Consider the following 26,535-nt stretch of genomic DNA (forward strand, 5'->3'; position numbering starts at 1 on the left):
CTTACTCGCTGATAAAATCACTGTTGTGGGAGATTCGTGCCATGTCACAATTTAATATTGCGGTCATTCCTGGGGATGGAATTGGAACTGAAGTTATTCCTGAAGGATTAAAAGTATTAGAAGCGGCCGCCAGTAAGCATCAAATCTCATTTAACTTTACCCATTTCGACTGGTCTTGTGAAACCTATCATCGCACAGGGCGTATGATGCCTGAAGATGGTTTAGAGCAATTAAAAAAATTTGATGCTATTTTTCTAGGGGCTGTAGGCTTTCCGGGGGTGCCTGACCATATTTCACTTTGGGGATTGTTATTGCCTATTCGCCGCGCATTTAACCAGTACGTTAATTTACGCCCCGTACGCCTATTTGAAGGAATTCAGTCGCCTTTAGCGGGTAAAAAACCGGGTGATATCGATTTTTATGTGGTACGTGAAAACGTGGAAGGCGAATACTCCGCTATTGGGGGAATTCAATATGAAGGCACGGAAGATGAAGTCGTATCCCAGCAAAGTATTTTTACCCGTAAAGGCACTGACCGGATATTAAAATATGCCTTTGAACTGGCACAATCACGGGAGAAAAAGCATTTAAGCTCAGCGACTAAGTCAAACGGTTTGTTTCACTCCATGCCGTATTGGGATAGTCGTTTCGCTGCGATGTCAAAACACTATCCTGACGTTAAAGTCGATCAGTTTCATATTGATATTTTTGCCGCGAATTTGGTGAGGATGCCTGAATTTTATGATGTGGTGGTTGGTTCCAATTTGTTTGGGGATATTTTGTCTGACTTAGGACCTGCTTGCACTGGCACAATTGCTATTGCACCTTCAGCGAATATTAACCCTGAAAAACAGTTCCCATCAATGTTTGAGCCTGTTCATGGCTCAGCGCCGGATATTGCGGGTAAAAATATTGCTAATCCTATCGGGACGATTTGGGCCGCGGCGATGATGATGCAACATTTGGACTGCCCACACATGCACGATACCATCATGCATGCAGTGGAAACAGTGATAAAAGAGCGTCGCCATTTAACTCGAGATATGGGCGGTAGCGCGAGTACGCAACAACTCGGGCAAGCCATCGCTGAAATGATTTTAGCGAATTAGCCTTATCCTTATAATGTGGCTGAGCGTTATCGCACTATCTTGTTTACACCTGTTCACGTCAGCCTAGGGATTTGCCAACCTAGGTTGATGATGTCAGGCTTTGATTGTTTATAACCCCAAGATCTGAGAAAATAGCCGCCAATTTCGATTAACAAGACGGATTTGCTGAGCTAAGAGCCACCTATTGCCTCTCCTAATGCATGTACAAATCTGTATTCAGACAAAAAAGAACGGTTAAATGGCAGATCAGAATTTTCTACATGAAGTCAACGCGCGCAGGACATTTGCAATTATTTCTCACCCTGACGCAGGTAAAACCACCATTACTGAAAAAGTATTACTGTTTGGACAAGCTATCCAGCGTGCAGGGACGGTAAAAGGTCGTGGCTCAAACCAACACGCCAAGTCAGACTGGATGGAAATGGAAAAGCAACGTGGTATTTCGATTACAACGTCGGTGATGCAATTTCCTTATCATGATTGTTTAGTTAACTTACTGGATACGCCAGGCCATGAAGACTTCTCTGAAGATACCTACCGTACATTGACGGCGGTTGACTGCTGCTTGATGGTCATTGATTCAGGTAAAGGGGTTGAGGATAGAACACGTAAATTGATGGAAGTGACGCGTCTACGTGATACGCCTATCCTGACTTTTATGAATAAACTTGACCGTGATATTCGCGATCCAATGGAATTGATGGATGAAGTTGAAAATGAACTGAATATCGCGTGTTGTCCAATCACATGGCCTATTGGTTGCGGTAAATTATTTAAAGGCGTTTATCACCTCTTACGTGATGAAACCATCTTATATCAAACAGGTCAGGGCCATACCATCCAAGAAGTCCGTATTATTAAAGGGCTAGATAATCCTGAATTAGATAAAGTGGTCGGTGATGAGCTGGCGGCTCAATTACGTGATGAGTTAGAGCTGGTAAAAGGAGCTTCTCATGAATTTGATCATGAGGCTTTCTTGGAGGGTGAGTTAACCCCAGTCTTCTTTGGTACTGCATTGGGTAACTTTGGTGTTGACCATATGCTTGATGGCTTAGTGCAATGGGCACCAGCCCCTCAGCCTCGTCAAACAGATGTGCGTAAAGTTGAAGCGACCGAAGAGAAATTTACAGGTTTCGTCTTCAAAATTCAGGCGAATATGGATCCAAAACATCGTGACCGCGTGGCTTTCATGCGTATTGTTTCAGGTACTTATGAAAAAGGCATGAAGTTGCGTCAGGTACGCATTAAAAAAGATGTCGTCATTTCGGATGCATTGACCTTTATGGCGGGTGACCGTTCACATGTTGAAAACGCTTATGCAGGTGACATTATTGGTTTGCATAATCATGGAACGATTCAAATTGGTGATACTTTTACACAAGGTGAAGATCTGAAATTTACCGGTATTCCAAACTTTGCACCTGAATTATTCCGTCGTATTCGTCTGCGTGATCCATTAAAGCAAAAACAGCTGCTAAAAGGCTTAGTCCAGCTATCTGAAGAAGGTGCTGTTCAGGTTTTCCGTCCGCTAACCAATAACGATTTAATCGTTGGGGCTGTCGGTGTGTTGCAGTTTGACGTTGTTGTTGCACGCTTAAAAAGCGAATACAACGTTGAAGCTATCTATGAGGCGGTCAACGTATCAACAGCGCGTTGGGTCGAGTGTGATGATGCGAAGAAATTTGAGGAATTTAAGCGTAAGAATGAGCAAAACCTCGCACTTGATGGCGGCGATAACCTTTCTTATATCGCACCCACAATGGTAAACCTCAATCTGACCAGCGAACGCTACCCAGATGTAAAATTCCGTAAAACTCGCGAGCATTAATTTTTCCTAATCGCTCAGCCCACTACGAAAATGCCTTTTTTTGTAGTGGGTTTTCCCAAACTAAGCATCTATTTTCGAATACTCTCCTGTTTTTTTATCTAAATATTGCAGATTGCTCTGTCTTTTACGTTTATCTACTTTATTTAAAGGTGTTTTTCCCATAGTCTATAGTTATCAATTGTAATATAAGTGTCGTTAATTGATTTAATGGCTTGTCTGCCATATTTGACGATAATGCTTTTATTTCAATATTTAAAATCGCAGTAGAGTCGATAAGGAAGGTTCCGATGAAAAATTTAGCACTGTTACGTTCTTTCATTGTCATTGGATTAAGTGGTGCTCTGTTTGCATGTAGTTCATCAGCAAACTCTCCATTAAAAGAGCAGGCCTCTGAAACGTGGGATAGCGCGGTGAAAACGGCAGATATAGCAGGAAAAGACACCAGTGAAGCGATTTCTAGTGGTGTGAATAGTGCCGATAACTACATGGATGACTCCTCTATCACTGCTCAGGTCAAAAGTAAGCTACTGACAACCAGTGGCATAGACAGTAATTCTATTTCAGTGAAAACCGTCAAAGGGGTTGTTTACCTTTCTGGTTTTGTCAAATCCGCTGACCAGATTGATAAGGTTGTACAAGTCGTATCAAGGGTTAATGGTGTAAAATCGGTACAAAACGGTTTAGTCGTAGCAAATTAATGGATATATAATTGGCGTAAATCACTCAAATAGTCGTCTATTGAGTTCATTAATCCGCTAACATTATTCGCTAATAGTCGAAAACTGGATCTCTTGGTGAGGTTCAGTTTTTGTATTATTGATAAGTATAAATTGATTTAATTAGCGATAGTGCCGAAGTGTATTGCAGTATTGGGATGCAGAGAGGATCTGTCAGGAGACATATATGGGAAAACATGTATCAGTGACACTTGGCAGCATTGAACCTTTAGCTTTTTACGATGAACTCAATAAAGGTAAGACTGCCCTTATTTGTGAGGGAGGCGGTCAACGTGGTATTTTCACCGCAGGTGTATTGGATGAGTTCTTAAAAACAGGCTTTAATCCATTTGATATCATGATTGGTACTTCGGCGGGGGCGCAAAACCTTTCTGCGTATATTTGTGGTCAATATGGCTACGCTCGGCGGGTTATTACCCGTTATACAACAAGCCCACTCTTTTTTAATCCCTTACGTTTTATTCGAGGTGGTCATCTTATTGATTTAGATTGGCTGGTTGAAAGCACCTCGAAAGAGCTTCCATTACAGATCAAATCTGGGATTGAATTGATGGAAGCGGGGCGCGAATTCTATATGGGAGCCAGCCGTAGTGATGACTTTGAAGCCGAATTTTTGAAACCTAACGCTGATACATGGTTAGATATCATTCGTGCTTCTAGTGCTATTCCGGGCTTTTATCGGATGGGCGTCGAATTTGAAGGCACTCTCTATCATGATGGAGGGATTAGTGCGGCGATCCCTGTTGAAGAAGCATACCGTCGTGGCGCTGATACGATTGTGGTGATCCGTACTGTTCCTTCTCAGATGTATTTTACCCCCGAATGGGTGAAGAGAATGACGCGTTGGCTGGAGGGTGAAAAATATGGCTTACAGCGAATGGCTGCTATGCTAAAAGTTCATCTAAAAAGCTATCGCCGGACACAGGAGTTTATTGAAAACCCACCGGGAGACTTACAGATTTTTGAAATCTATCCTTCCACGCCACTAAAAAGTAGTGCATTAGGGAGCCGGTTGTCAGCGCTTAATCAGGACTATCATTTAGGGCGTCGCTGTGGGCGTTACTTTATTGCTGCATTAGGCCATTGTTTTACAATGAATAACAATGGATTAAATCGCTTTAGCTTTGAAAGCGCCGCCCATGAAGAAATACAGATTGCAGAAGATTACGCGGAAGCGATCTTTGATGCTAAACATGATGTTGAGTTAGTTGCTCAACGTAAAGCCAAAAAGGCAACGGATACGGCACAGGCGATGATGACGGGAGCCATGATGGCTGCAAACGAGGAGTCGGAGCAACCGCTGAATAAAAAAAATGACTAACCGATTTATTGATACCCATTGCCACTTTGATTTTCCACCTTTTGTTGGTGCGATTGATGAAAGCCTCTGCTTAGCGGAAAAGGCAGGGGTTACGGATATTATTATTCCGGCGGTCAGTGTTGATAATTTTGAGCGAGTTTGGCATTTAGCTCAGCGATACTCACAGCTGCATGCGGCTATTGGCTTTCATCCTCTGTACTTGAATCTCTTTCAAGAACAACATATGGAGACAATGATAGGTTATTTACAACAGAATCACGCTAAGTGTGTTGCTGTTGGCGAGATTGGTCTTGATCTCTATATGCAAGAACCGTTGTTTGATTTACAGCAGCAAGTGTTAATCGCCCAACTAAAATTAGCTAAGCAGTTTGATCTGCCAGTCATCTTACATTCGCGTAAAAGTCATGACCCGCTGGCTGCATTGTTACGTCGCTACCCTGTACCTGCATGCGGTGTTATTCATGGTTTTGCAGGCAGCCTATCACAAGCTCAAGCATTTATTAAATTAGGCTATTTCATTGGTGTTGGCGGTACCATTACTTATGAAAGAGCAAATAAAACACGTCAAGCGATCGCCAAATTACCCCTAACCTCATTGGTATTTGAAACCGATGCCCCAGATATGCCTGTGTCTGGCTTTCAAGGTGAGCCAAATCGTCCTGAGCGTATTCAACAGATTTTTCAGTCGTTATGTGAACTACGCCACGAAAGTCCCGATGAAATTGCGCAGCAACTTTACATAAATAGCCTATCATTATTTAATCTGTTCAAATAAAAGCCAGATGCATTCACTGTTTTTATGAGAGGTGGGTTTTATCTGGCTAGCTTATTCCCTGCATTTTTTCACCTCATTATTCTCTCTTTTTGTGCTTTTCAGATTATGTCGATAACTAAATGTGATTTTAATCACAAGAATTGAATTTTTGTTACTTATTACACTATGTATTTGTGACGAAGATTGCGGGTTCTTGGAAGGGACTAGGTATAATCATCGCACAAAGAGTCAAGGGAACTTACCAGTTTCCTTTCTACATCAATCTAGCATTAAGTGAACAGGGATACTTCCATGCAACTCATTATGAGTCTGGTTGGGATGGCAGTACTGATTGGTATTGCCGTACTATTCTCCAGCAATCGTCGAGCGATTAAACTCCGTACTGTTGGCGGGGCTTTTCTTATACAGATCGCTATCGGTGCATTTGTACTTTATGTACCAGCAGGTCGTCGCGTATTACAAGGGATGTCAGATGGCGTTTCTAAAGTTATTAGTTACGGCCAAGATGGCATGAATTTTATTTTTGGCGGCCTTGTTTCCGACAAAATGTTTGAACTGTTTGGCGGTGGTGGATTTGTTTTCGCTTTACGTGTTCTGCCAATCATTGTGTTCTTCTCTTCATTGATCGCGGTTCTTTATTACCTCGGTATTATGCAACTAGTCATCAAAGTATTGGGTGGCGGCTTGCAAAAAGTGCTTGGTACCTCCAGAACGGAATCTTTATCTGCTACAGCGAATATCTTTGTTGGGCAGACAGAGGCACCATTAGTTGTACGTCCTTATATCTCGACCATGACCAATTCCGAATTATTTGCGGTTATGTGTGGTGGTTTGGCTTCTGTAGCAGGCTCTGTATTGGCCGGTTATGCGCAAATGGGTGTTCCAATGGAATACTTGATTGCTGCATCGTTTATGGCGGCTCCGGGAGGATTACTGTTCGCTAAATTGCTTGTACCCGAAACTGAGGAAGTGCGTGATAACGTTAATGCGACAGAGTTGGTTGCTGAAGATGAGCGCCCAGCAAACCTGATCGATGCAGCTGCTTCAGGTGCTGCTTCGGGGATGCAATTGGCCTTGAACGTAGGTGCAATGTTATTGGCATTTATCGCCTTGATCGCTCTAATTAACGGTATTTTAGGCGGTGTTGGTGGCTTGTTCCATTATCCACAACTTTCTTTGGAATTAATTCTGGGATGGGTATTTGCGCCGATAGCTTATTTGATTGGTGTGCCATGGAGTGAAGCAACAGTTGCCGGTTCGTTTATTGGTCAAAAAGTGGTTGTTAACGAATTTGTTGCCTTTATGAATTTCGGTGAATACATGAAACCGGATGCAGATGTTCTTGCGGCAGGCAAACAGGTACTTTCCGATCATACTAAAGCGATCATTTCATTTGCACTGTGTGGTTTTGCTAACTTATCTTCGGTGGCTATTTTACTTGGTGGTTTAGGTGGTATGGCACCAAATCGTCGTAGTGATGTCGCTCGTTTAGGAATGAAAGCTGTTCTGGCGGGTACGCTCTCTAACTTAATGAGTGCGACTATTGCGGGCTTCTTCTTAACACTTGCAATAATTTAATCTCTCGTTTTTTGAGGAAGGGCAAATGCCCTTTCTCTTTCATTATTTTCAGTTATATTCTTTCTTCTCTTTATTTCATACCGTCAATTTTGAACTACGCTTAATCAAGTGGATTGATGGCATTGGAAGGCTAAAAAAGACATAAAAAAGCCATTTGAGAGAATAAAACTGAGACTAAATAGCGTATAATTGCGATATTGTTCACATATTTGTATTTAACAATGTAACGTTCAGGCAATTAATGTGATTTGTAGCACACAAAATAGCCGAGTTCCATGGTCAAATAGCGATAAATTAGCTGCTATGGACTGCTAGTTCTCAGAGTGAATGTGCTCTAGGGTATTGTGCGGTGAGAAGGAATTCAGCTGCTACATTCGGGTTTTCGAGTAGCATCTTTAAGGAACCAAGCCCGCTCGCCAACAAAGAACGTGTTGTTCTGACAGAATTCACAACGTTGGAGAGTTTTTTATGACTGATTTAACTGCTGCTGCGCAACGCGCGCTGAATCTGATGGATTTAACCACCCTCAATGATGACGATACCGATGAAAAAGTGATCGCGTTGTGTCATCAAGCAAAAAGCCCAGCAGGCCAAACTGCGGCTATCTGTATCTACCCTCGTTTTATTCCTGTTGCACGTAAAGCACTGCGTGAGCAAGGTACGCCCGAAGTGCGTATCGCAACAGTCACTAACTTCCCGCATGGAAATGATGACATCGAGATAGCGTTGGCGGAAACACGTGCTGCTATTGCTTATGGTGCAGATGAAGTTGATGTGGTTTTCCCTTATCGAGCGTTGATGGCTGGTAATGAAAAAATTGGTTTTGATTTAGTGAAAGCGTGCAAAGATGCTTGCGCGGCAGCCAATGTCCTTCTGAAAGTGATTATTGAAACCGGCGAATTAAAAGATCCTGCACTGATTCGCAAAGCTTCTGAAATCTCAATTAAAGCGGGTGCGGACTTTATTAAAACCTCCACAGGTAAAGTACCGGTGAATGCCACTCTTGAAAGTGCTGAAATCATGATGCAAGTGATCCATGATATGGGCGTAGCGAAAACCGTTGGTTTTAAACCGGCGGGTGGCGTTCGTACTGCTGAAGAAGCTGCTCAATATTTAGCATTAGCAGATAGAATTTTAGGTAAAGACTGGGTCGATGCTCGCCATTTCCGTTTTGGCGCATCAAGTTTATTAGCTAATCTGTTGAATACACTTGGTTTTGAGACTAAAAAATCAAGCAGTAACTATTAATAATAGTGTGATTAAGCGATTACCTAGATTCTGTTTGAATTAAGGAGCATACCGTGTTTCTGGCACAAGAAATTATCCGTAAAAAACGTGATGGTAAAGTACTGAGTGAAGAAGAAATTCGTTTCTTTATCAATGGAGTACGAGATAATTCTGTTTCTGAAGGTCAGATAGCCGCATTGGCAATGACCATCTATTTTAATGATATGACAATGGCTGAACGTGTTGCATTAACATTGGCAATGCGTGATTCAGGCACTGTACTAAATTGGAAATCACTCAATTTAAATGGCCCTCTCGTTGATAAACATTCAACTGGCGGGGTTGGTGATGTGACCTCTTTGATGTTAGGCCCAATGGTTGCTGCGTGTGGTGGCTATGTGCCGATGATTTCGGGGCGTGGCTTGGGCCATACCGGAGGAACGCTGGATAAGCTTGAAGCGATTCCTAATTTTGATATTTTCCCAGATGATGAGCGTTTCCGTGACATTATCAAAAATGTTGGGGTTGCGATTATCGGGCAGACAAACTCACTGGCACCCGCTGATAAACGTTTTTATGCAACGCGTGATATCACTGCAACAGTTGATTCTATTCCACTGATTACCGCATCTATTTTAGGCAAAAAATTAGCTGAAGGTCTTGATGCCTTAGTGATGGACGTCAAAGTGGGGTCAGGTGCCTTTATGCCAACTTATGAAAAATCAGAGCAGTTGGCTGAGTCTATCGTACAGGTGGCTAATGGTGCGGGTTGTAAAACAACGGCTTTATTGACCGACATGAACGAAGTACTTGCTTCAAGTGCGGGTAATGCCGTTGAAGTCCGCGAAGCGGTGCAATTTTTAACCGGCGAATACCGGAACCCTCGTTTGTACGAAGTCACGATGGCGCTGTGTGTTGAAATGCTTGTATCCGGATCCTTGACTGCAAATAGAGAAGAAGCTCGCCAGAAATTGCAGGCGGTGTTGGATAATGGACAAGCCGCAGAGATTTTTGGTCGTATGGTGGCGGCTCAAAAAGGCCCAACTGATTTCGTTGAAAACTATAACAAGTATTTACCAACAGCCGTATTGCACAAAGCCGTGTATGCGGAGAAATCCGGTATTGTGACGGCAATGGACACCCGTGCGCTGGGTATGTCTGTGGTGACATTAGGTGGTGGTCGTCGTAAAGCAACTGACTCGATTGATTATAGTGTTGGTTTAAGCGATATCGCGGCACTGGGAACTTCCGTTGATAGCCAAACGCCATTAGCGATTATTCATGCAAATAGTGAAAAAGCATGGGAAGATGCAGCAAAAGAAGTACGTGCTGCTATGGTTATTGGTGATAAAAAACCAGAAGTTTCACCAATGGTTTACCGCCAAATCAGTGAATAATTGACAAATAAGTTTTATCAGTGGCACTTCCCTATAGGGAATGATGACGCAGGAGAGAAGTTATGAAACGTACATTTATTATGGTGTTGGATTCTTTTGGGATTGGTGCAGCAGGTGATGCGCACAAATTTAATGATGAAGGTTCAAACACATTAGGCCATATTGCAGATGCCTGTGCGCGTGGTGATGCAGATAAAGGCCGTAAGGGGCCGCTGCATTTGCCTAACTTAACCAAACTGGGTCTGGGTAAAGCAGCTGAAGAGTCTTGCGGTAAATTCCCAGCAGGCCTTGATCCTAATGCAGAGATCATCGGTGCTTACGCTTATGCGAGTGAAATTTCTTCAGGTAAAGACACACCATCCGGTCACTGGGAAATCGCGGGTGTGCCTGTGCTCTTTGACTGGGGGTATTTCGCAGATGAAGAAAACAGCTTCCCACAAGAGTTGTTAGATATCATTGTGAAGCGTGCTAACTTGCCTGGTTATTTAGGTAATTGCCACTCTTCAGGTACCGTGATCTTGGATAAATTGGGTGAAGAGCACATGAAAACGGGTAAACCGATTTTCTACACCTCAGCTGACTCCGTATTCCAAATCGCCTGTCATGAAGAGACTTATGGTCTAGACAAACTGTATGAGCTATGTGAAATCGCTCGTGAAGAGTTGACAAATGGCGGCTACAACATTGGTCGTGTTATCGCGCGTCCATTCATTGGCGACAAAGCAGGCAGTTTTGAGCGTACGGGTAACCGTCATGACTTAGCCGTTGAGCCACCATCACCAACGATATTGCAAAAATTAGTTGAAGAGAAACAAGGTGAAGTTGTTTCTATCGGTAAAATTGCGGATATCTATGCACATGTAGGTATCACTAAGAAGGTGAAAGCAACAGGTATTGATGCTCTGTTCGATGCCACCGTGAAAGAAATGCAACAGGCGGGTGATAAGACGATTGTGTTCACTAACTTTGTTGATTTCGACTCTGCTTATGGACACCGTCGTGATGTACCCGGTTATGCAGCAGCATTAGAACTCTTTGACCGTCGTCTACCAGAACTGATGGAATTGGTCAAAGAAGATGACATCTTGATCTTAACCGCAGACCATGGCTGTGACCCAACTTGGCATGGTACTGACCATACTCGTGAGCACATTCCCGTTCTCATTTATGGTCCGAAAGTCAAACCCGGCTTTTTAGGTCATCGCGAAACATTCGCGGATATCGGTCAAACCGTCGCTAAATATTTCGACCTCTCACCGATGGAATACGGCAAACCAATGCTGTAATTGGTTAACATAAATGTAAATAAGGCAGGAAACTGCCTTATTTATTGTTGATGGTATTGGGTCATTTGCCGTAGACAGCGAGTATTATCAGTCGCTACTATTATCAGGTAATGATGTTAAACTTTTCAATTTAATGATTTATAAGGAATAATAATAATGGCAACGCCTCATATTAATGCAGAAATGGGTGATTTTGCTGACGTCGTATTGATGCCAGGAGACCCGCTGCGTGCGAAATATATCGCTGAAACTTTCCTCGAAGACGTGCGTCAGGTGAATAATGTTCGCGGTATGTTAGGCTTCACGGGAACTTACAAAGGTCGTAAGATCTCCGTGATGGGTCACGGAATGGGTATTCCTTCTTGCTCTATCTATGCGAAAGAGTTAATCACTGATTTTGGTGTCAAAGTGATTATTCGTGTTGGTTCATGTGGTGCAGTAATGGATGATGTGAAACTGCGTGATGTCGTTATCGGTATGGGTGCCTGTACTGATTCAAAAGTGAACCGTCAACGTTTTAAAGATCACGATTTCGCGGCGATTGCAGACTATGAACTGGTGCATAATGCCGTTGAAGCGGCGAAGGCGAAAAATGTCAATGTTCGTGTCGGTAACTTATTCTCTGCTGATCTGTTCTACTCGCCAGATCCCGATATGTTCAAAGTCATGGAAAAATACGGCATTTTGGGTGTTGAGATGGAAGCTGCTGGTATTTATGGTGTGGCAGCGGAATTCGGCGCGCGTGCATTAACAATCTGTACCGTTTCCGATCATATCAAAACCGGTGAGCAAACCACCTCTGCGGAGCGTCAAACAACGTTCAACGAAATGATTGAAATCGCATTGGATTCCGTTCTATTAGGCGATAAATAATCATCCAGTGATTTCTTATTGGATCATGCCACGTCTATCACGTGGCATTTTTTTGGGGAAAGAGCAAGAGAAGTGTATGACATTCAAATTGGCGTGATTACTTGCGGTTTTTATTAATTCTACTCATCATAATTGCGTCGACATACTGTCCATCGCGAAAAGCGTAATCACGCATCACACCTTCTTGCTCAAAACCAAATTTTTTATAGAGCCCCAATCCATTGTCGTTAGTCGCATAGACTTCTAATTCAATGCGATGAATATTTAACCAGTTATCACAATAGTCGACCATCACTTGCATCAGCGCAGAACCAATTCCTTTTCCTTGATGCATCTCACTGACGGTAATGCCAAAACTGGCGACATGTTTACGTCGTTGCTGACTTGGTTGATGGATAGTGAGGATCCCAACGACAGTATTATCAAGAGTCGCAACAAAATGAGTGACGAGAGGATCATTTGCAGTTAGACGAGCTTCCCATGTTTTGAGCGAAGGGTAAGGGAGCTGTAATGTATTAGCGTACGCTGAATAATCAGCATGCATTTGTGTGACGGCTGGAATATCGTCTAAGGTTGCTCTACGGATCACGATGTCATTCATAATGTTATGTCTCTTTTTTATTGGAAAACAATACCATTAATCATATAAGCCGTCAGAGAGTCAAACGGTTATATGTAAAAACTTTTGTAAGACAATGTGTTGGGTAAATAAAGGGGGAACAATCCCCCTTCAATAGCTACGGTGTCATCGTAAAGACTTTCGGGTTTTTCCCCAGATATTGGTTGGCGATACGGTTAATATCGTCAACTTGTAATTGGCGAATAATCGCTTGCTGTTGATTTAAGCGCTGATATTGTCGGTCATCAGAGGCAATTTGCGCTAATGCTTCAGTCCAATAACCTGAGCTATCGGTTATTTGGGCGTGTTCTGTGAGCCAAATATTTTTTGCTTCAGTCAGCTCTTGGCCGGTGACACCTGATTGGCGTAATTGATGAATGGTTTTTTGGGCGATTTGATTCATTTCCTCAGTACGTTCTGGGGAGGTGGTAAAATTAAGCCGCGCAAAATAGTAGGGTTGCGGTTTTTTGGCAAGCAGTTGTGAGAAACCGAGAGCATAGATACCACTGGCTTTTTCGCGCAGTTCGCCGCGTAGGCGTTGACTCACAATGGTATCTAACAATTGCATGGCGAGTTGATCTTGCTGTGTCCATTGTGCAGGAGCCGCAAACTGGATGCTGACCATACTCTTATCGCTACTACTAATTGGATAGCGTTTATTAAAGCTCTCCATTTTGGGCATGATCCCTTGGTCTCGCCAAGCCAGTTTTTGATTGCTGGTGGGAATTGATGCGACCCATTGTTCCAACGATGATTTTAATTCTCGTTTATTGATGGCACCACTGATGATGAGTGTCATATCGGCAGTAGAATCCAACAGTTGGCGATTAGCCTGTTGCAGCTGGCCCGCGGTAAAATTTTTCCAGCCACCTTGTGGATCAATAACTAATAACGCGCCATTTTGATAACTTTCTTTATTAATGTTATCAAGGAAAGTACGTTCAACAGGGGTTTTAGTGAGATTCAAAGCAAAAGACTGTTTTTGTTGTTCTAATTTTTCACCGCTAAACTGTGGTGAAGTCAGTTTTAGATGTAGTAATTGCAGCGCGGTGTCTAAGTTATCAATAGGTGTTTTGCCTCGAAAACCGTGGGTCAATAATTCGCTATAAGGACGAATTGAGATTTGGTTTTGTTTGGCGAGTAAGGCTAAATCGCGCGCACTGTATTCAGCATAACCACTGCTTTCAGGGAGCTTTAACGCCCAATCAGTCAACCCTGCCGTTTGAGGCGTTTCGAGAGAACGGCCACCGGGTAGCTGTAAGTTGAACTGAATATCTTCTTTAAGGTGATTATCTGCTTTAACAATAACCTTAATGCCATTGCTCAGTTGCCAGTGCTCAGTTTTAGCGACGGGGAGGTCACTTTGCTCGATGATAGAGCCTTTGGGAATTGGCGGTAGTTGCAGTGTGATGGCTTGAGAGCGTAGGGTGAATGGCCCCGGTGAACTTAGGCGAGTATTTTGCCACTGCTCACTAAAGTCCGCATGATTGACTTTCGTTGCGTCAGTATCAGGACCAATGAGCGCTAAGCGTGGTGAGGCTTCATTTAAAAAGTTCGCCACGTGCAGCTGTAAATCTTGCGGTTTAACTTTCCCGATAAGCTGGTAGCTTTTATCCAATTGTTGGCGTTTATTCCACATTGGCATGTCATATTCAAGTGCGGTGGTTAATTGACCCGCTAAATAGTCGTTGCCATAGCGCTGTTCTGAAGCGGCCTGCTGGCTAAGTTTTTTCAAGATATTTTGTCGAGCGCTATCAAGCTCCTCTTGGGTCACAGGCTCAGTTGCTAATCGCTGTAGCTCGGTAAATAAAACCTGAGTGGCCCCCAGATAATCTTCCCCTTTAGGGTGGATAATCATTAATTGTTGTAAGCGCTGGTTATCTAGCATTGAGCCTTGTTCATTGATACTAATCGCGGGTAATACGCCATTATCCACTAAAACAGAGAAACGCTGATTTAAAATGGCGAGCCATAGGCTGTCCAGTAAATCTTCGTATTGCCCTTCTCGTGTATTGAGAGGTGCGATAATGTCTTTTTGCAAAGCAAACTGGACATAACGGGCACCTTGCTCTTTATCAAACACCGGTTGGACGAGCAGAAAATTAGCGTGAACAAATTGTTTCCACTCTGGATTATCTTGAGACAGGCTCTTTGGTTTTGGCATGGCGAAAAGCTGATTGATTTCGTCACGTACGGTGGATTGATTGAAATCGCCAATCACCAACAGGGTCATACGTTGTGGTTGATACCAAGTTGTATAATACTCTTTTGCCAGCGCGATTGGGGCTTGGCGTACGATATCCAGTGAACCGATCGGATTGCGTTCGGCGTAGCGGCTGCCGTGGTAGCGTAAATGTTCGAGACTATTATTGATGCGATAGCCCATCCCTTGACGCAAACGCCACTCTTCAATAATCACGGGGCGTTCCTTTTCAAACGCGTCTTCATCAAATGAGATATTGGAGGCCCAATCCGCCATTACCTGTAGGGCGATTGAAACTTGTGCTGGTGTGGCCTCGGGTAAAGACAACTTATACAGTGTTGAGTTGAGGCTCGTGATCGCATTGACATGACTGCCCAGTTTCAGACCCTGTTGCTCTAATTGTTTAAAACCGGTAGTGCCCGGAAAATGTTTGGTGCCTTTAAAGGCCATGTGCTCAGTAAAATGCGCAAGTCCGAGTTGTTCTTCATTCTCTTGCAAAGAACCACTTTTTACTAGCAAACGCAGTTCAACACCCGGCTGAGAGCGTTGTAATAAATAAACGTTGAGACCATTATCAAGCTGATAATGGTGTAAATCCGTTCGAACAGGTAATAAATCGTGTCCGCTGAGATTGGAAGCTGCGGGCATCCCACAACCAATGAGGCTTAGGCCAACAAACGTGATGAGTACGATGTTACGAAGCATATTCAGGGGTTCCTGTGGTTATGTTGGCGCGAGTTGGCGCTTCTTGCAGAGGAATAATCTGTTCAGCAACTTGTGACAGAAAACGTTGATGAGTGACGAGTACAATCGCGCTGTCTGGCAGCTCATGCTTAATGAGTTGAATCAGCTCAAGAGCACTGTTTTCATCAAGGGCTGAAGTTGTTTCATCCAACAGCAGTAATTTGGGGCGATTAAGTAACAAGCGTGCAAACATAAGGCGTTGCTGTTCACCACCCGATAATCGGTTGTGCCAATCGGTTTCTAAATTTAACTGATAATGCAACTTGCCTAACCCGACCTTACTGAGTACTTGCTTAAAGTCGGTTTCAGTGAATTGAGCAATATCTTGAGGGTATGCCAGTAAGCAGTCCAATCGGCTAGTAGGAAGATAAAGGCGTTGGGGGATCCACATTAGGCTGTTTGTGCGTTTAATTGTGCCAGTAAAGAAGGGCCAATGACCACTCAACGTGCGTAGCAACGTTGATTTACCAATACCGGAGCGACCTGAAATTAAGGTCAGTTCACCTTGTTTAGCGGTTAAATTAACCTGCTCAATTAAGGTGCGATTATCTGAGGTGGTCACTTTAACCGCAGCATTAAGCGCCGGTTGCTCTTCGGTAAGCTGAACATCTGCTGCTTTGTCATTTTCTAATAGGATCACAAAATTGTATAAACGTGATACCGTCGCTTGCCATGCCGCTATCTCTTTATAGGCAAAAATAAACCATCCTAATGAGGTCGCCACACTGCTGAAGGCTTGGCGTAATTGCATCAAGCCACCTAACATAATTTCGCCAGCAAGAAATTTAGGTAATGCGAGTAAGACTGGAGCCAGTGCTGTCACCTGTTGATAACCAACGGTATAAAACGAAAGATTGCGTTCACAGCGGATCAATCGGTTCCAGTTACGCATAATTTCACCAAAGCGATGCATTAACTCTTTTTTATCTTGTTGTTCACCACGTTGTCCCGCGATAGCATCGCCGTGATGGCGGCAATGAATTAACGCGCTACGGTAATCCGCTTCACGGCGTTGTTTATCCATGTTTAAACGACGCAAAGGGAAGCCAATCCATTGTGTTAAGGCGATACCAATAAGCGTGTAAATAATACAAGCCCAAAACATATAACCGGGAATAGACCAATCCGTGCCCACTAAGTTGAATGAGAGGCTGCCTGACAGTGTCCAAAGAATGGTGGCAAAGGAGACCAGTGTTAACATTGAATGCAGGAAGGTGACCAGCAAATTCAGTGTCGACTCAATCAGTAAACGAATATCTTCTGCAATACGTTGATCGGGGTTATCTGGCTCTTGTGAGGTTAACCGTAGCATATAGTGTTTGCTGTTTGGAGACAGCCAGCGATTAAGAACGACCTCTGTCATGCCTTTACGCCAACGGATAATCAGCATTTGCTTGAGATAGTTCCCCATAACGACGACGAAAATTAATCCGCTGACTAACACCACAAAATATTGCAAGAGGCCATAGAGCGCCTGGCCATCAAATTTTTGTAACGCATTATAGAAATCACCGTTCCACATGTTCATTTTGACATTGAACCAGACCGATGACAGGGTTAGCCCCAGTGAGGCGGCAAGCAGTAGCCAGCAGAAAAGGGCAGTACGCTGCCCCCAAAAAGGTTTAACTAAATAGAAAAATTGTTTCAGTGTCTTCATGACGTTCTTCGTATTGTTGTTGTAATTGGCTCACATAGCTAACAAGATTTAAAGGTCGTAATTGATTTGTAGCCAGAACTGGCGACCCGGATCGTAAGATTTCAACACCCTATCTTCGAACACAAAACGGTCCGCGATATTTTTGTTGTTCAAGATATTGTTCACTTCCACAGAGAAGCCAAATCCATAGGCAAAATCAGGTTTCCAGCCAAGACGGGTATCCCATGTATATTTGCTAGCAAAATGCTGTTTGCTGTATTTGCGAACTTGCCCATATTCAGGATCAAATGCATAGGCATTGTCATAGCGAACGGCTTGGTCGCGAGCTCCCCACCATTGCAGGCGGTTATACCAAGTGAGATCATAATCATCCCAAACACTGGTCAGTTCTAGGTTAAACTTAAATGGAGAGTTAAAGCTGGTTGACGGTAATTTTGAAGCATCGATGACTTTACCGTCATACCATACCTTGTTGAGATTAACTTTATTGGCTGGGTCAAACGAGTTATAGCCCGCATCTTTTGGCGTATTACTTTCACTTTGCTGCCATGTCAGTGAGGCGGTCATCACATGAGAAGCTTCTGCCCACTCCCAAGGTTGGCTGTTATTAACGGAAAGTGTCACGGTGTCGTGTGAACTACGACCGCCATTATCAAAGGTACGAATGCTACGTTTATCAAAGTCGCGAGTATCGTATTTGGTGCGTGTTCTGACCTCATCATAACCTTCACGGTGTACATACTGTAAACGCCATGTGGTTGATAGGATCTCCTGTTGCAGCGCAAGGGTTAGCTCATCGTTATAAGGGGTTTTAAGTGAATCCAGTCCTTCATAATCTTTTTTGTTATCCCAATCGTTTTTATTCGGATCAAGCGAGCAGGGGGCAAACTCACCATAGCTATTACATAATTGCATACCATCATTTTGTGCACCATATAAGGCATAGGTTAGCATTGAGCGGCCGTAATAACGGTTTGCACCTGCAATAATCTGTGTTTTGCCATCGCCAAAAACATCATAGTTACCGGATAAGCGGGGCGCTATATTGGTACGATTAACGAAGTCGTCGCGATCTAAACGGATCCCTGGACGAATGGTTAACTTGCCATATTGAATATTGTCATCAAGGAATAAGGCGTAATTAGTGTAGTCGGCAGCGTGGTTTCCTGCTTGGAAACGAGTAACATTGCTGAGGTAACCGTTATACATGCCATTGTTATCTATGCTACCCGTGTAGGTATAGCGGAAGTAGTCTTTATCTCGTCGATAAGTGCCTTTGGTGTAATTGAGCTCTGCGCCTAAAGTGGGTTTATGAGTGAGGCCTAACCCATCTTCCATAGCATTAAAGCGCATCACACTTTTTAAGCCATGATTTTTCTGTTTTGAGGTGAGATCGCCTAAACCACCGCTGCTACTTTCCGCGGTTTCATAGGTGGTATAATCAATAGCACGGACGGTGAGCGAATACTTCTGGTCATCTGTACGATCATCTTTGAGTGTTTGGGTGTTAGCGGTTAACTCGAATTGGCCAATATCAAATTGATGTTTAAAAACCGCAGTAAAACCAAGACCATCATGGGTTGAATCATAACCTGAATTCATCACTGAGGCTGAAAATAGGCGGCTATCGTAAGAAGCATAGTTAGCTGAGAGATCCAACGTACTTTTATCGGAGAGATCGAGTGAATATTTCAGGAAGTAGTTATCCGATGTGCGGTGCTGCTTCTTCTCACCTGAAGCGAAATCAACCATTTTCACTTGATTATTTTCATCAAAGATAACGGAATCCCCTCCCGTTACCGTCATTGGTATCGTGGAACTGCGGCGTGATGCTGAAAATACAATCCCTGAATTTTCACTGACACCTAATTCAAACCAACCCCCAAAATCATCTTTATCGTAGCGATTCTGGAAACGAGCAGGGTTAGCGGTATCATTTTTGGTCGTATCGATTCCGAGTGCGGGGTCATGGAATAAGTTGTTCCAGCCTGAACGTGTTAACCGGTAATAAGCGTGAGCGCTGTTTTCACCTTGCCAGCGGCGGCTATTCACCTCAACGGTTCCTCCCGTAAAGCCCCCAAATTCAACAGGAATGTTATTATCATACACCGCCATGCTATCGATAAGACGGCTATCGATATAGATCCCTTGATCGCTACTGCTTAAGCGAGTGGCTGTTTCACCAAGGCCACTATCTGCGGGATCAAAATCATTGTTGAAGCTCACACCATCAAGGCGATAAGCGTTTTGATAACTGCTCGAACCATGAATTGAAATACGTGAAGGCTTGATTTCCCCTTGGTTCATTGAGTTGCTGTCATTATTGGCAAATTGCACTGCTGGGTTGGTTTTCATCAGATCCGTAATATTGCCATCACCCGTGTTACGCTGGCTGATCTCTTCCGAGGTCACATATTGTGGGGCAGACATCACATCGGTTGCTGGGTGATTTTGCACGACACCAGAAACTTGTGTTTCGGGAAGCACTAAGGTGCCTTGATTCAGGTTTTGTGGGCGAATAACAAACACCCCGTTATCACTAACCAACTCTAATCCACTACCGATAAGTATTTTTTGTAATGCGGTTTGTGCGGTGTATTGGCCTGATAATGATGGAGCTCGTAGCCCATTGAGTTGGCTTTTGTCATAGAGGAGTTGAAGGTTTCCTTGCTGACTAATTTGTGCGACGGAAGTTGCGAGAGGTTGTTCCGGAAGTGAAAAAACAACTTCTTGAGCAATAGCGGAATGACAGCTTATCGCACTACTGATAGCGACAAGTAGCGCAACAGGCTGAAACCGTTTGTGGGTGAATCGAGTAGACATGCATATCCCTTATTCTTAAGCGGCACCAAAAAAGTGCTAAAAAATGGCAAATAGTACGTATTTGCTTAAGAAGAGGGTGAAATGAGAATTATCCTCACCTGTAAATCGAAATAATTTTCATTTATTTTTTTTATTCTGAATAATCAGTATGTTATTTTTATCTTGATAGATAACCTGCACGGGTAAAAGTATAGGCAGAGCTTGGAAAAACTGTTCCGGTTGACGTAGATTGATCCTTCCTGAAATTTTGCTCTGTGCGAGCGTTGAAGGCGAAAGTTCAACATTCACCGTTGAATAAGCTTTCAGCTCAGTGAGCACGTCAGCTAAGGGTTTATCGGTAAAACTCAGTTCACCGAAGCGCCATCTTGCAACGTCTAAAGGGGATATTTTCTGGACAGTGATTGTGCTGTTTATCGTTGGACTTATTGCGCTATCTCCCGCAAATAAGTAAGTGGCTTCTTGGGCTTCTCCTGTTTTCAGACTCACGATGCCTTTACTGACGCTCACGGTGACTTGTTGGTGATGCCTATCCACTTCAAATTCCGTCCCGACGACTCGAATGCGCCTTTCATCGGCTAAAATCACAAAAGGGCGATAGGGATTAGATTTAACCTTGAAGTAAGCACGCCCTTTTTCTAAATAAACTTGGCGAATTTCGGTTTCATAGGCCACACGCACCTGGGTTTGACGGTTTAAAAAGAGTGTTGAGCCGTCTGATAATGTCACTTCTTTTGGCTCATTAGTGGCTGCAAGTGTCATATTATTGAGCATCATTGAAGGTAAGTGGCTATAAGGCAAGAATAAAATAGTCACAATAAACAATGCGGCGAGTGTATTGCCCAATGGACGCCAAAGGCGAAAGAAAGGGCGTTTTTTAGGTGATACCTCCACAGATGCAGGACGAGGCATCGAATCAAACTCTCGCCAAACCTCTGCCATTGCCTCATAGGCTTTTGCATGCTCAGGGGATGCATTTAACCAAATAGTAAATTGTTTTACCTGCTCGGCACTCATTTGTTGACTATGCTGGCGAGTAAACCACAGTGCTGCTTGCTCATCAACAGAATCCAATGCATCCGGTTCGGAGGGGGATGTGTGTGTCATTAATTATTATTGCTCTGATTATCAAGGTGCTTTTTACAGTGTAGCAAAGCCGCGGCGATATGCTTTTCAACCATACTGATGGAGATCTCCATACGCTCAGCTATTTCGCTTTGCGATAAACCATCAAATCGATAAAGCAAAAAGGCTTCACGTCTTCGCGGAGGAAGCGAGTCGATTGCTTCACTAAGCCGTTGTATACGCTGTTGATGCTCCAATATTTCACTAGGATCATCTTGGGTCGCCTCAAGATTATGCTCCAGTAAGGCTTCATCGATATCAGTTTCTGATTTTGCTAGCCGTTGATGACGTCGCCAATGATCGATCAACACATGATTGGCGATTTTAAACAAGTAAGCACGGCTTTCTTTTATCGGAGATTGCTCTTTTCGATTAAGCCATAGTGTAAACACATCCTGTGATAAATCATCAGCATCATTGCTGTTACCGAGTCGATTGCGGAAAAAGCGGACAAGCTGGCTATAAGTTGACTGATATGCCCCGCTAATTTTTCGGGCAAGAGATTTATCGATAGTCATTTTTCGCTGGTGTCAAAAAGTTAACATTACGCATTTATACGTAATAAAGGGTTTGCTCAAATTACTTTATTGTATTAATTCAAATAGATATTTTAATTATGAGTTATTATTAATAATAATGAATATCATTTTTGTTTGTATTATGCCTATAATCTGCAAAAAATAAAGTCGTGAGGCAGAATATGAGCAGTATCGCGGGCAATTTAGAGCGCCCGATTTTCCGTCCACTGGGCGGTTTGTTTTTAAGTCTTTTTTTCCACGGAGCACTTGCAGTGATTTTTATAGGTTGGTTAACGACGACCCTTCCTAAAACGGGGGTGTTACCACCAGCAATATCATTGCAATTAGGGGTTTATCAGCTTGAGCAGCACTCAGAGCCTGAAGTGAACCATGCACCTAAACAGCAAATGGTGACGCGTGAGGAAGCTTTACCGGAACTTGTTGAAAAAACGGAAAAACTACCTGAAACCCCTTTAGTCGATAATGGCACCTTGACCAAGGTGAGTGAACAAAAACGCCCACCCAAAAAGCAGCAGCCACAAGTTAAAAAAGTGGTTGAAGAAGCACCGTTAAATACTCAAGAATCCGCAGTGACGTCAATGCCCACAGCCGGCAGTGCATCCAATAGCCGTGCTAATTTTTCGAGTAATGCTTCTGCCGCGGTGAGTGGACACCAAGGTTGGCACAGTGAAGTCCATCAGCGTTTAGCGAAAGCAAAACGTTATCCAAGGGCGGCCTTGCGCTTTCGCTCAATGGGGGTGTCTCAGGTTAAAGTGACGGTTGACCGTCAAGGTGAAGTGATTAGTGCCAGCTTGATTAATTCATCGGGAACCAAAATTCTCGACAAAGAAGCGTTGGCAACAATTAATCGTGCAGCGCCTTTTCCTGTACCACCAGAAACTTTACTGATTGATGGTAAAGTTGAATTCATCGCCCCTATCGTATTTGATACTAAATCCATTTAATCATTTCGCTGAGGAAAACGCCCTCAGCGATTTGTATGATCGAATTAATGTTCGGGGGGTTTAGGTTTATTGGGTTTGCTTTTAGCCCGTCGCTTCTTAGGTCGATAAGGCCTATGTTCAGGTTTCTTTTTCTCTGAGTGAGCTCTTTTCGATGCAGTTGGCTGCATGTTATCGTCCTCTTCAGTACCACTGTCTTCATCAACCACTAACTGTGGTGGGGTATTCTTTCCTTTCTTTTTCTTGGAACGGAAGAGTGTGTTGGCGAGCACAAACCCAATGCATAGCGCGAATAAAATGAAAAAACGTAACACGTTAGTGCTGTTATCTGCCTGCTGGATTTCTGTGGTTAAAAGTTCTGTATCGATAGTAAGACGTAGGTAGCCTTTCGGTTCTTCTTGACCAAGAATAGGTACCACTAATTGATATTGAAAAGGTTGAGTAGATTGAGCGCTATCGATAGCGAGGCGTTCTCGTACAGAAACGGATTCTCCTGCACTGGCGATTAATGTGCCTCCAGCCGAATAAATACTGGCATCCAAAATATATTTGTCTTTCGTCACATTCTTTAAATTGGCGATAATTCGTTCTCGATTAAAATCTTTGCTGCCGGAAACGATATAATCGGATAAGCTGAATGCCACTTGTTCAGCCAAAACACGCGTTAATTGTTTAAACTGTTCAACTCTGCTTTGATTTTGGCTAGTACCTAAATAGGATATGCCTTGCATTAATAGGGCTATTAATGCCACGCAGATAACGATGATCACTGTTTTGTGAAGCTTAAATGTTAGTTTCATAGAAATCACTAAGGGCTCTTTATCTATTCTCTGGCATCATGTTGCCAGAGCTTACACAGATAGGGTAGTTTTGGAACGTATTTTTATTATAAAAAGTTGAGTCGATTACAGGAGCTAATTTTCATGTCAACGAGTTTGACCTATTGCTATTTACCCGATGAAATTCAGAAGTGGCCTGGATTGCCACTGTCGCTGAGCGGGGAGGAAGTGATGCCTTTAGATTACCGTGCAGGCGATAGTGGTTGGTTATTGTATGGGCGTGGCTTGGATAAAGCGCGGATCAGTGATTTTCAACAGCGCTTAGGAATAGCAATTGTCATTGTTTCATCATGGCGAATTGATGACTATCAAGTCGTCAGAATTGCAGGAAGCATCACTCCTCGTATCAAAAAATTAGCCGATGAAAGCTTATTGGATGTCGTGCCTCTTGGACAAATTCCACGTTTACGTTCACCGGGGTTGTTATTGATGGATATGGATTCCACCGCAATCCAAATCGAGTGTATTGATGAAATTGCTCGTTTATATGGTGTCGGTGATCAAGTTTCTGAGGTCACTGAACGTGCAATGCAAGGCGAACTCGATTTCACTGAAAGTTTAAGGGCGCGGGTTGCGTTACTTAAAGGGGCTGACGTGATGATTTTGCAACAAGTCATGGACTCCCTGCCATTAATGCCCGGCCTAACAAGCCTTGTGCGTAAATTACAGGCAATGGATTGGCATGTTGCAATTGCATCCGGAGGGTTTACTTTCTTTGCGGATAACCTACGCCAGCAACTCAAACTGGTCGCTGCCGTGGCTAACCAACTGGAAATTAAAGATGGTAAGTTAACCGGTAAAGTGAAAGGGCCTATTGTTGATGCGAAATTTAAGGCTCAAACATTAGTTAAATTGGCTGAGCGCTTAGACATTCCGATAGAACAAACTGTGGCTATCGGTGATGGTGCGAATGACCTAAAAATGTTACGTAAAGCAGGTCTGGGGATTGCTTATCATGCAAAACCTAAAGTCTATGCGCGTGCCAAAGTGGCTATCCGTCACGCCGATTTGATGGGGGTGATGTGTGTGTTAAGTGGTGGGCTGAAGCATGAGGAACGCTAATATTCGCCCTATTTAGCGTCGTGGTACGGTTATCCACACCCGCCTAGTCGCATACTTAAATAGGTGGCTAGGGGGGAAGAACGTTTGATACCTATCCACAACATACACTATTTAGAAAAGATGAGTTGTGGGGGAACACATACTGATAACTTAAAATGCAATGTGTGATGGCGGTATAGCATCGACGATTAAGACGGTTATCTGTGAAGGTAAAAATAAGTTGATGATTTAGCGTACTATCGGCTTAAAAGGACACGTTTTTAGGTTGTTATAAGTCGTAAACAGGCTAAATATGTAGGGTACAGACTTTTGAATTAAAAGCAGTTGGTTAAAAGGGATAATAGGAGCAATATTGTGGCAAAAGGTGCAAAAAGGGCGTTTGTCTGTAATGAATGTGGTGCGGATTATCCACGCTGGCAAGGGCAATGCAGTGCTTGCCACGCATGGAATACCATCACAGAAGTGCGCCTCGCCTCAAGTCATTCATCTCCACGTAATGACCGCTTAACAGGGTACGCTGGCAATGCCGCGGGTGTCAGCCGCGTGCAAAAGCTATCCGAAATTAGCCTTGAAGAGTTACCTCGTTTTACCACGGGTTTTAAAGAGTTTGACCGTGTGCTTGGTGGTGGTGTTGTGCCTGGTAGCGCGATTTTAATTGGCGGAAACCCAGGGGCTGGTAAAAGTACCTTGTTGCTACAGACAATGTGCTTACTATCACGAGAGATGAAAACGCTTTATGTGACGGGAGAAGAGTCTCTGCAACAGGTTGCCATGCGTGCCCACCGTCTAGGGCTACCCACTGACTCCCTGAACATGCTGTCTGAAACCAGTATCGAACAAATCTGTTTAACTGCCGAACAAGAACAACCCAAATTGATGGTGATTGACTCAATTCAAGTGATGCATATGGCAGATATCCAATCTTCTCCGGGCAGTGTTGCACAGGTTCGAGAAACCGCAGCTTACCTTACCCGTTTTGCCAAAACCCGAGGTGTCGCTATTATTATGGTAGGCCATGTGACAAAAGATGGCTCTTTAGCGGGACCGAAAGTGTTAGAACACTGTATCGACTGTTCGATTATGCTGGATGGTGATGCCGATAATCGTTTCCGTACCTTACGTAGCCATAAAAACCGGTTTGGTGCGGTGAATGAACTCGGTGTGTTTGCCATGACGGAACAAGGCTTAAAAGAAGTGAATAACCCTTCTGCCATTTTCTTGAGTCGTGGTGATGAAATTACATCGGGTAGTTCAGTTATGGTTGTGTGGGAAGGCACTCGCCCATTGCTGGTGGAAATTCAGGCGTTGGTTGATCACTCTATGATGTCAAACCCTCGTCGAGTGGCGGTTGGGCTTGAACAAAATCGTTTAGCCATTTTATTAGCGGTTCTGCATCGGCATGGTGGTTTACAAATGTCCGATCAAGACGTGTTCGTTAATGTGGTTGGTGGCGTTAAGGTGACAGAAACCAGTGCAGACTTGGCATTACTCCTTTCTTTAGTCTCCAGTTTTCGTGACCGGCCTTTACCAAGAGATTTGGTGGTATTTGGTGAGGTTGGGCTTGCTGGTGAGATCCGTCCAGTACCCAGTGGGCAGGAGCGAATTTCTGAGGCGGCAAAACACGGTTTTAAACGCGCGATTGTGCCTCATGCCAATATGCCTAAAAAGCTACCTCCAGATATGAAAGTGTATGGTGTGAAAAAGTTATCCGACGCTTTAAGCGTGATGGATGAATTTGAATAAGAGATTAAGCATCATTGACATTTTTACGTTGTTAAATAGAACGTTATCTCGCAGTAATACTGTCGTAATACCTAGTTGTAGGCCGTGTTATTGAAAGCATATAAGGAAATTA

Annotated in this window: 20 protein-coding genes; 13 read left to right on the forward strand and 7 right to left on the reverse strand. The window is 43.5% G+C overall.

Features of this window, described 5'->3' with window-relative positions:
- Positions 1-41 precede the first annotated feature (41 nt).
- The 10 genes from G3341_RS02945 to deoD all read left to right on the forward strand — a co-directional run bounded on the left by G3341_RS02945 (position 42) and on the right by deoD (position 12,131).
- Complete coding sequence (locus tag G3341_RS02945) at positions 42-1,109, forward strand: tartrate dehydrogenase (RefSeq protein ID WP_154622166.1); 1,068 nt, start codon at positions 42-44, stop codon at positions 1,107-1,109.
- Between the two features lie 238 nt (positions 1,110-1,347).
- Positions 1,348-2,937: a peptide chain release factor 3 gene (gene prfC / locus G3341_RS02950; RefSeq protein ID WP_163860669.1), complete on the forward strand. Its 1,590-nt coding sequence runs from the start codon at positions 1,348-1,350 to the stop codon at positions 2,935-2,937.
- Positions 2,938-3,224: 287 nt separating this feature from the next.
- A complete protein-coding gene (locus tag G3341_RS02955; RefSeq protein WP_154622163.1) occupies positions 3,225-3,635 on the forward strand; it encodes a BON domain-containing protein in 411 nt (136 codons plus the stop codon).
- Between the two features lie 205 nt (positions 3,636-3,840).
- Complete coding sequence (locus tag G3341_RS02960) at positions 3,841-4,995, forward strand: patatin-like phospholipase family protein (RefSeq protein ID WP_154622162.1); 1,155 nt, start codon at positions 3,841-3,843, stop codon at positions 4,993-4,995.
- On the forward strand, positions 4,988-5,770 hold the full coding sequence (locus tag G3341_RS02965) for a TatD family hydrolase (protein ID WP_163860670.1): 783 nt from the start codon (positions 4,988-4,990) through the stop codon (positions 5,768-5,770). Before G3341_RS02960 ends, G3341_RS02965 begins: the two co-directional genes overlap by 8 nt.
- A 303-nt stretch (positions 5,771-6,073) precedes the next feature.
- Complete coding sequence (locus G3341_RS02970) at positions 6,074-7,348, forward strand: NupC/NupG family nucleoside CNT transporter (RefSeq protein ID WP_195848137.1); 1,275 nt, start codon at positions 6,074-6,076, stop codon at positions 7,346-7,348.
- A gap of 468 nt (positions 7,349-7,816) precedes the next feature.
- Positions 7,817-8,596, forward strand: a complete 780-nt coding sequence (gene deoC / locus G3341_RS02975) for a deoxyribose-phosphate aldolase (protein ID WP_154622159.1) — start codon at positions 7,817-7,819, stop codon at positions 8,594-8,596.
- A 53-nt stretch (positions 8,597-8,649) separates the two neighbouring features.
- A complete protein-coding gene (deoA, locus tag G3341_RS02980) occupies positions 8,650-9,972 on the forward strand; it encodes a thymidine phosphorylase (RefSeq protein WP_163860671.1) in 1,323 nt (440 codons plus the stop codon).
- Positions 9,973-10,034: 62 nt separating this feature from the next.
- Positions 10,035-11,258: a phosphopentomutase gene (gene deoB, locus G3341_RS02985; protein WP_154622158.1), complete on the forward strand. Its 1,224-nt coding sequence runs from the start codon at positions 10,035-10,037 to the stop codon at positions 11,256-11,258.
- A gap of 156 nt (positions 11,259-11,414) precedes the next feature.
- On the forward strand, positions 11,415-12,131 hold the full coding sequence (gene deoD / locus G3341_RS02990; RefSeq protein ID WP_004926652.1) for a purine-nucleoside phosphorylase: 717 nt from the start codon (positions 11,415-11,417) through the stop codon (positions 12,129-12,131).
- Between the two features lie 97 nt (positions 12,132-12,228).
- Here deoD and G3341_RS02995 read toward each other — a convergent pair whose 3' ends face one another.
- From G3341_RS02995 to G3341_RS03020, 6 genes are all read right to left on the reverse strand, one after another.
- A complete protein-coding gene (locus tag G3341_RS02995; protein ID WP_154622157.1) occupies positions 12,229-12,732 on the reverse strand; it encodes a GNAT family N-acetyltransferase in 504 nt (167 codons plus the stop codon).
- 136 nt (positions 12,733-12,868) lie between these two features.
- Positions 12,869-15,658, reverse strand: a complete 2,790-nt coding sequence (locus tag G3341_RS03000; RefSeq protein ID WP_163860672.1) for a M16 family metallopeptidase — start codon at positions 15,656-15,658, stop codon at positions 12,869-12,871.
- Positions 15,648-17,354, reverse strand: a complete 1,707-nt coding sequence (locus G3341_RS03005; protein ID WP_163860673.1) for an ABC transporter ATP-binding protein/permease — start codon at positions 17,352-17,354, stop codon at positions 15,648-15,650. Before G3341_RS03005 ends, G3341_RS03000 begins: the two co-directional genes overlap by 11 nt.
- A gap of 48 nt (positions 17,355-17,402) precedes the next feature.
- On the reverse strand, positions 17,403-20,177 hold the full coding sequence (locus G3341_RS03010) for a secretin and TonB N-terminal domain-containing protein (protein WP_163860674.1): 2,775 nt from the start codon (positions 20,175-20,177) through the stop codon (positions 17,403-17,405).
- Between the two features lie 117 nt (positions 20,178-20,294).
- Positions 20,295-21,281 carry a FecR family protein gene (locus tag G3341_RS03015; RefSeq protein WP_163860675.1) on the reverse strand — a complete coding sequence of 329 codons (987 nt, stop codon included), beginning with the start codon at positions 21,279-21,281 and terminating at the stop codon, positions 20,295-20,297.
- The gene (locus G3341_RS03020; protein ID WP_154622152.1) at positions 21,281-21,817 is read right to left on the reverse strand and encodes an RNA polymerase sigma factor; all 537 of its coding nucleotides are present in this window, start codon (positions 21,815-21,817) and stop codon (positions 21,281-21,283) included. Before G3341_RS03020 ends, G3341_RS03015 begins: the two co-directional genes overlap by 1 nt.
- A 182-nt stretch (positions 21,818-21,999) precedes the next feature.
- Between G3341_RS03020 and G3341_RS03025 the strand changes: the two genes are divergently transcribed.
- Positions 22,000-22,782, forward strand: a complete 783-nt coding sequence (locus tag G3341_RS03025; protein WP_163860676.1) for an energy transducer TonB — start codon at positions 22,000-22,002, stop codon at positions 22,780-22,782.
- Between the two features lie 44 nt (positions 22,783-22,826).
- Here the strand turns inward: G3341_RS03025 and G3341_RS03030 are convergent, their stop codons facing one another.
- Positions 22,827-23,579 (reverse strand): AhpA/YtjB family protein, encoded by a 753-nt coding sequence (locus G3341_RS03030; RefSeq protein WP_154623549.1) that lies wholly within the window; start codon positions 23,577-23,579, stop codon positions 22,827-22,829.
- Between the two features lie 123 nt (positions 23,580-23,702).
- On the opposite strand from G3341_RS03030, the gene serB reads away from it, so the two are divergent.
- Positions 23,703-24,680: a phosphoserine phosphatase gene (gene serB, locus G3341_RS03035; RefSeq protein ID WP_154623550.1), complete on the forward strand. Its 978-nt coding sequence runs from the start codon at positions 23,703-23,705 to the stop codon at positions 24,678-24,680.
- 354 nt (positions 24,681-25,034) lie between these two features.
- Positions 25,035-26,423: a DNA repair protein RadA gene (radA, locus tag G3341_RS03040; RefSeq protein WP_163860677.1), complete on the forward strand. Its 1,389-nt coding sequence runs from the start codon at positions 25,035-25,037 to the stop codon at positions 26,421-26,423.
- Positions 26,424-26,535 lie beyond the last annotated feature (112 nt).

It is taken from the genome of Providencia vermicola (genome assembly GCF_010748935.1).
Classification (GTDB): Bacteria; Pseudomonadota; Gammaproteobacteria; order Enterobacterales; family Enterobacteriaceae; genus Providencia; species Providencia zhejiangensis.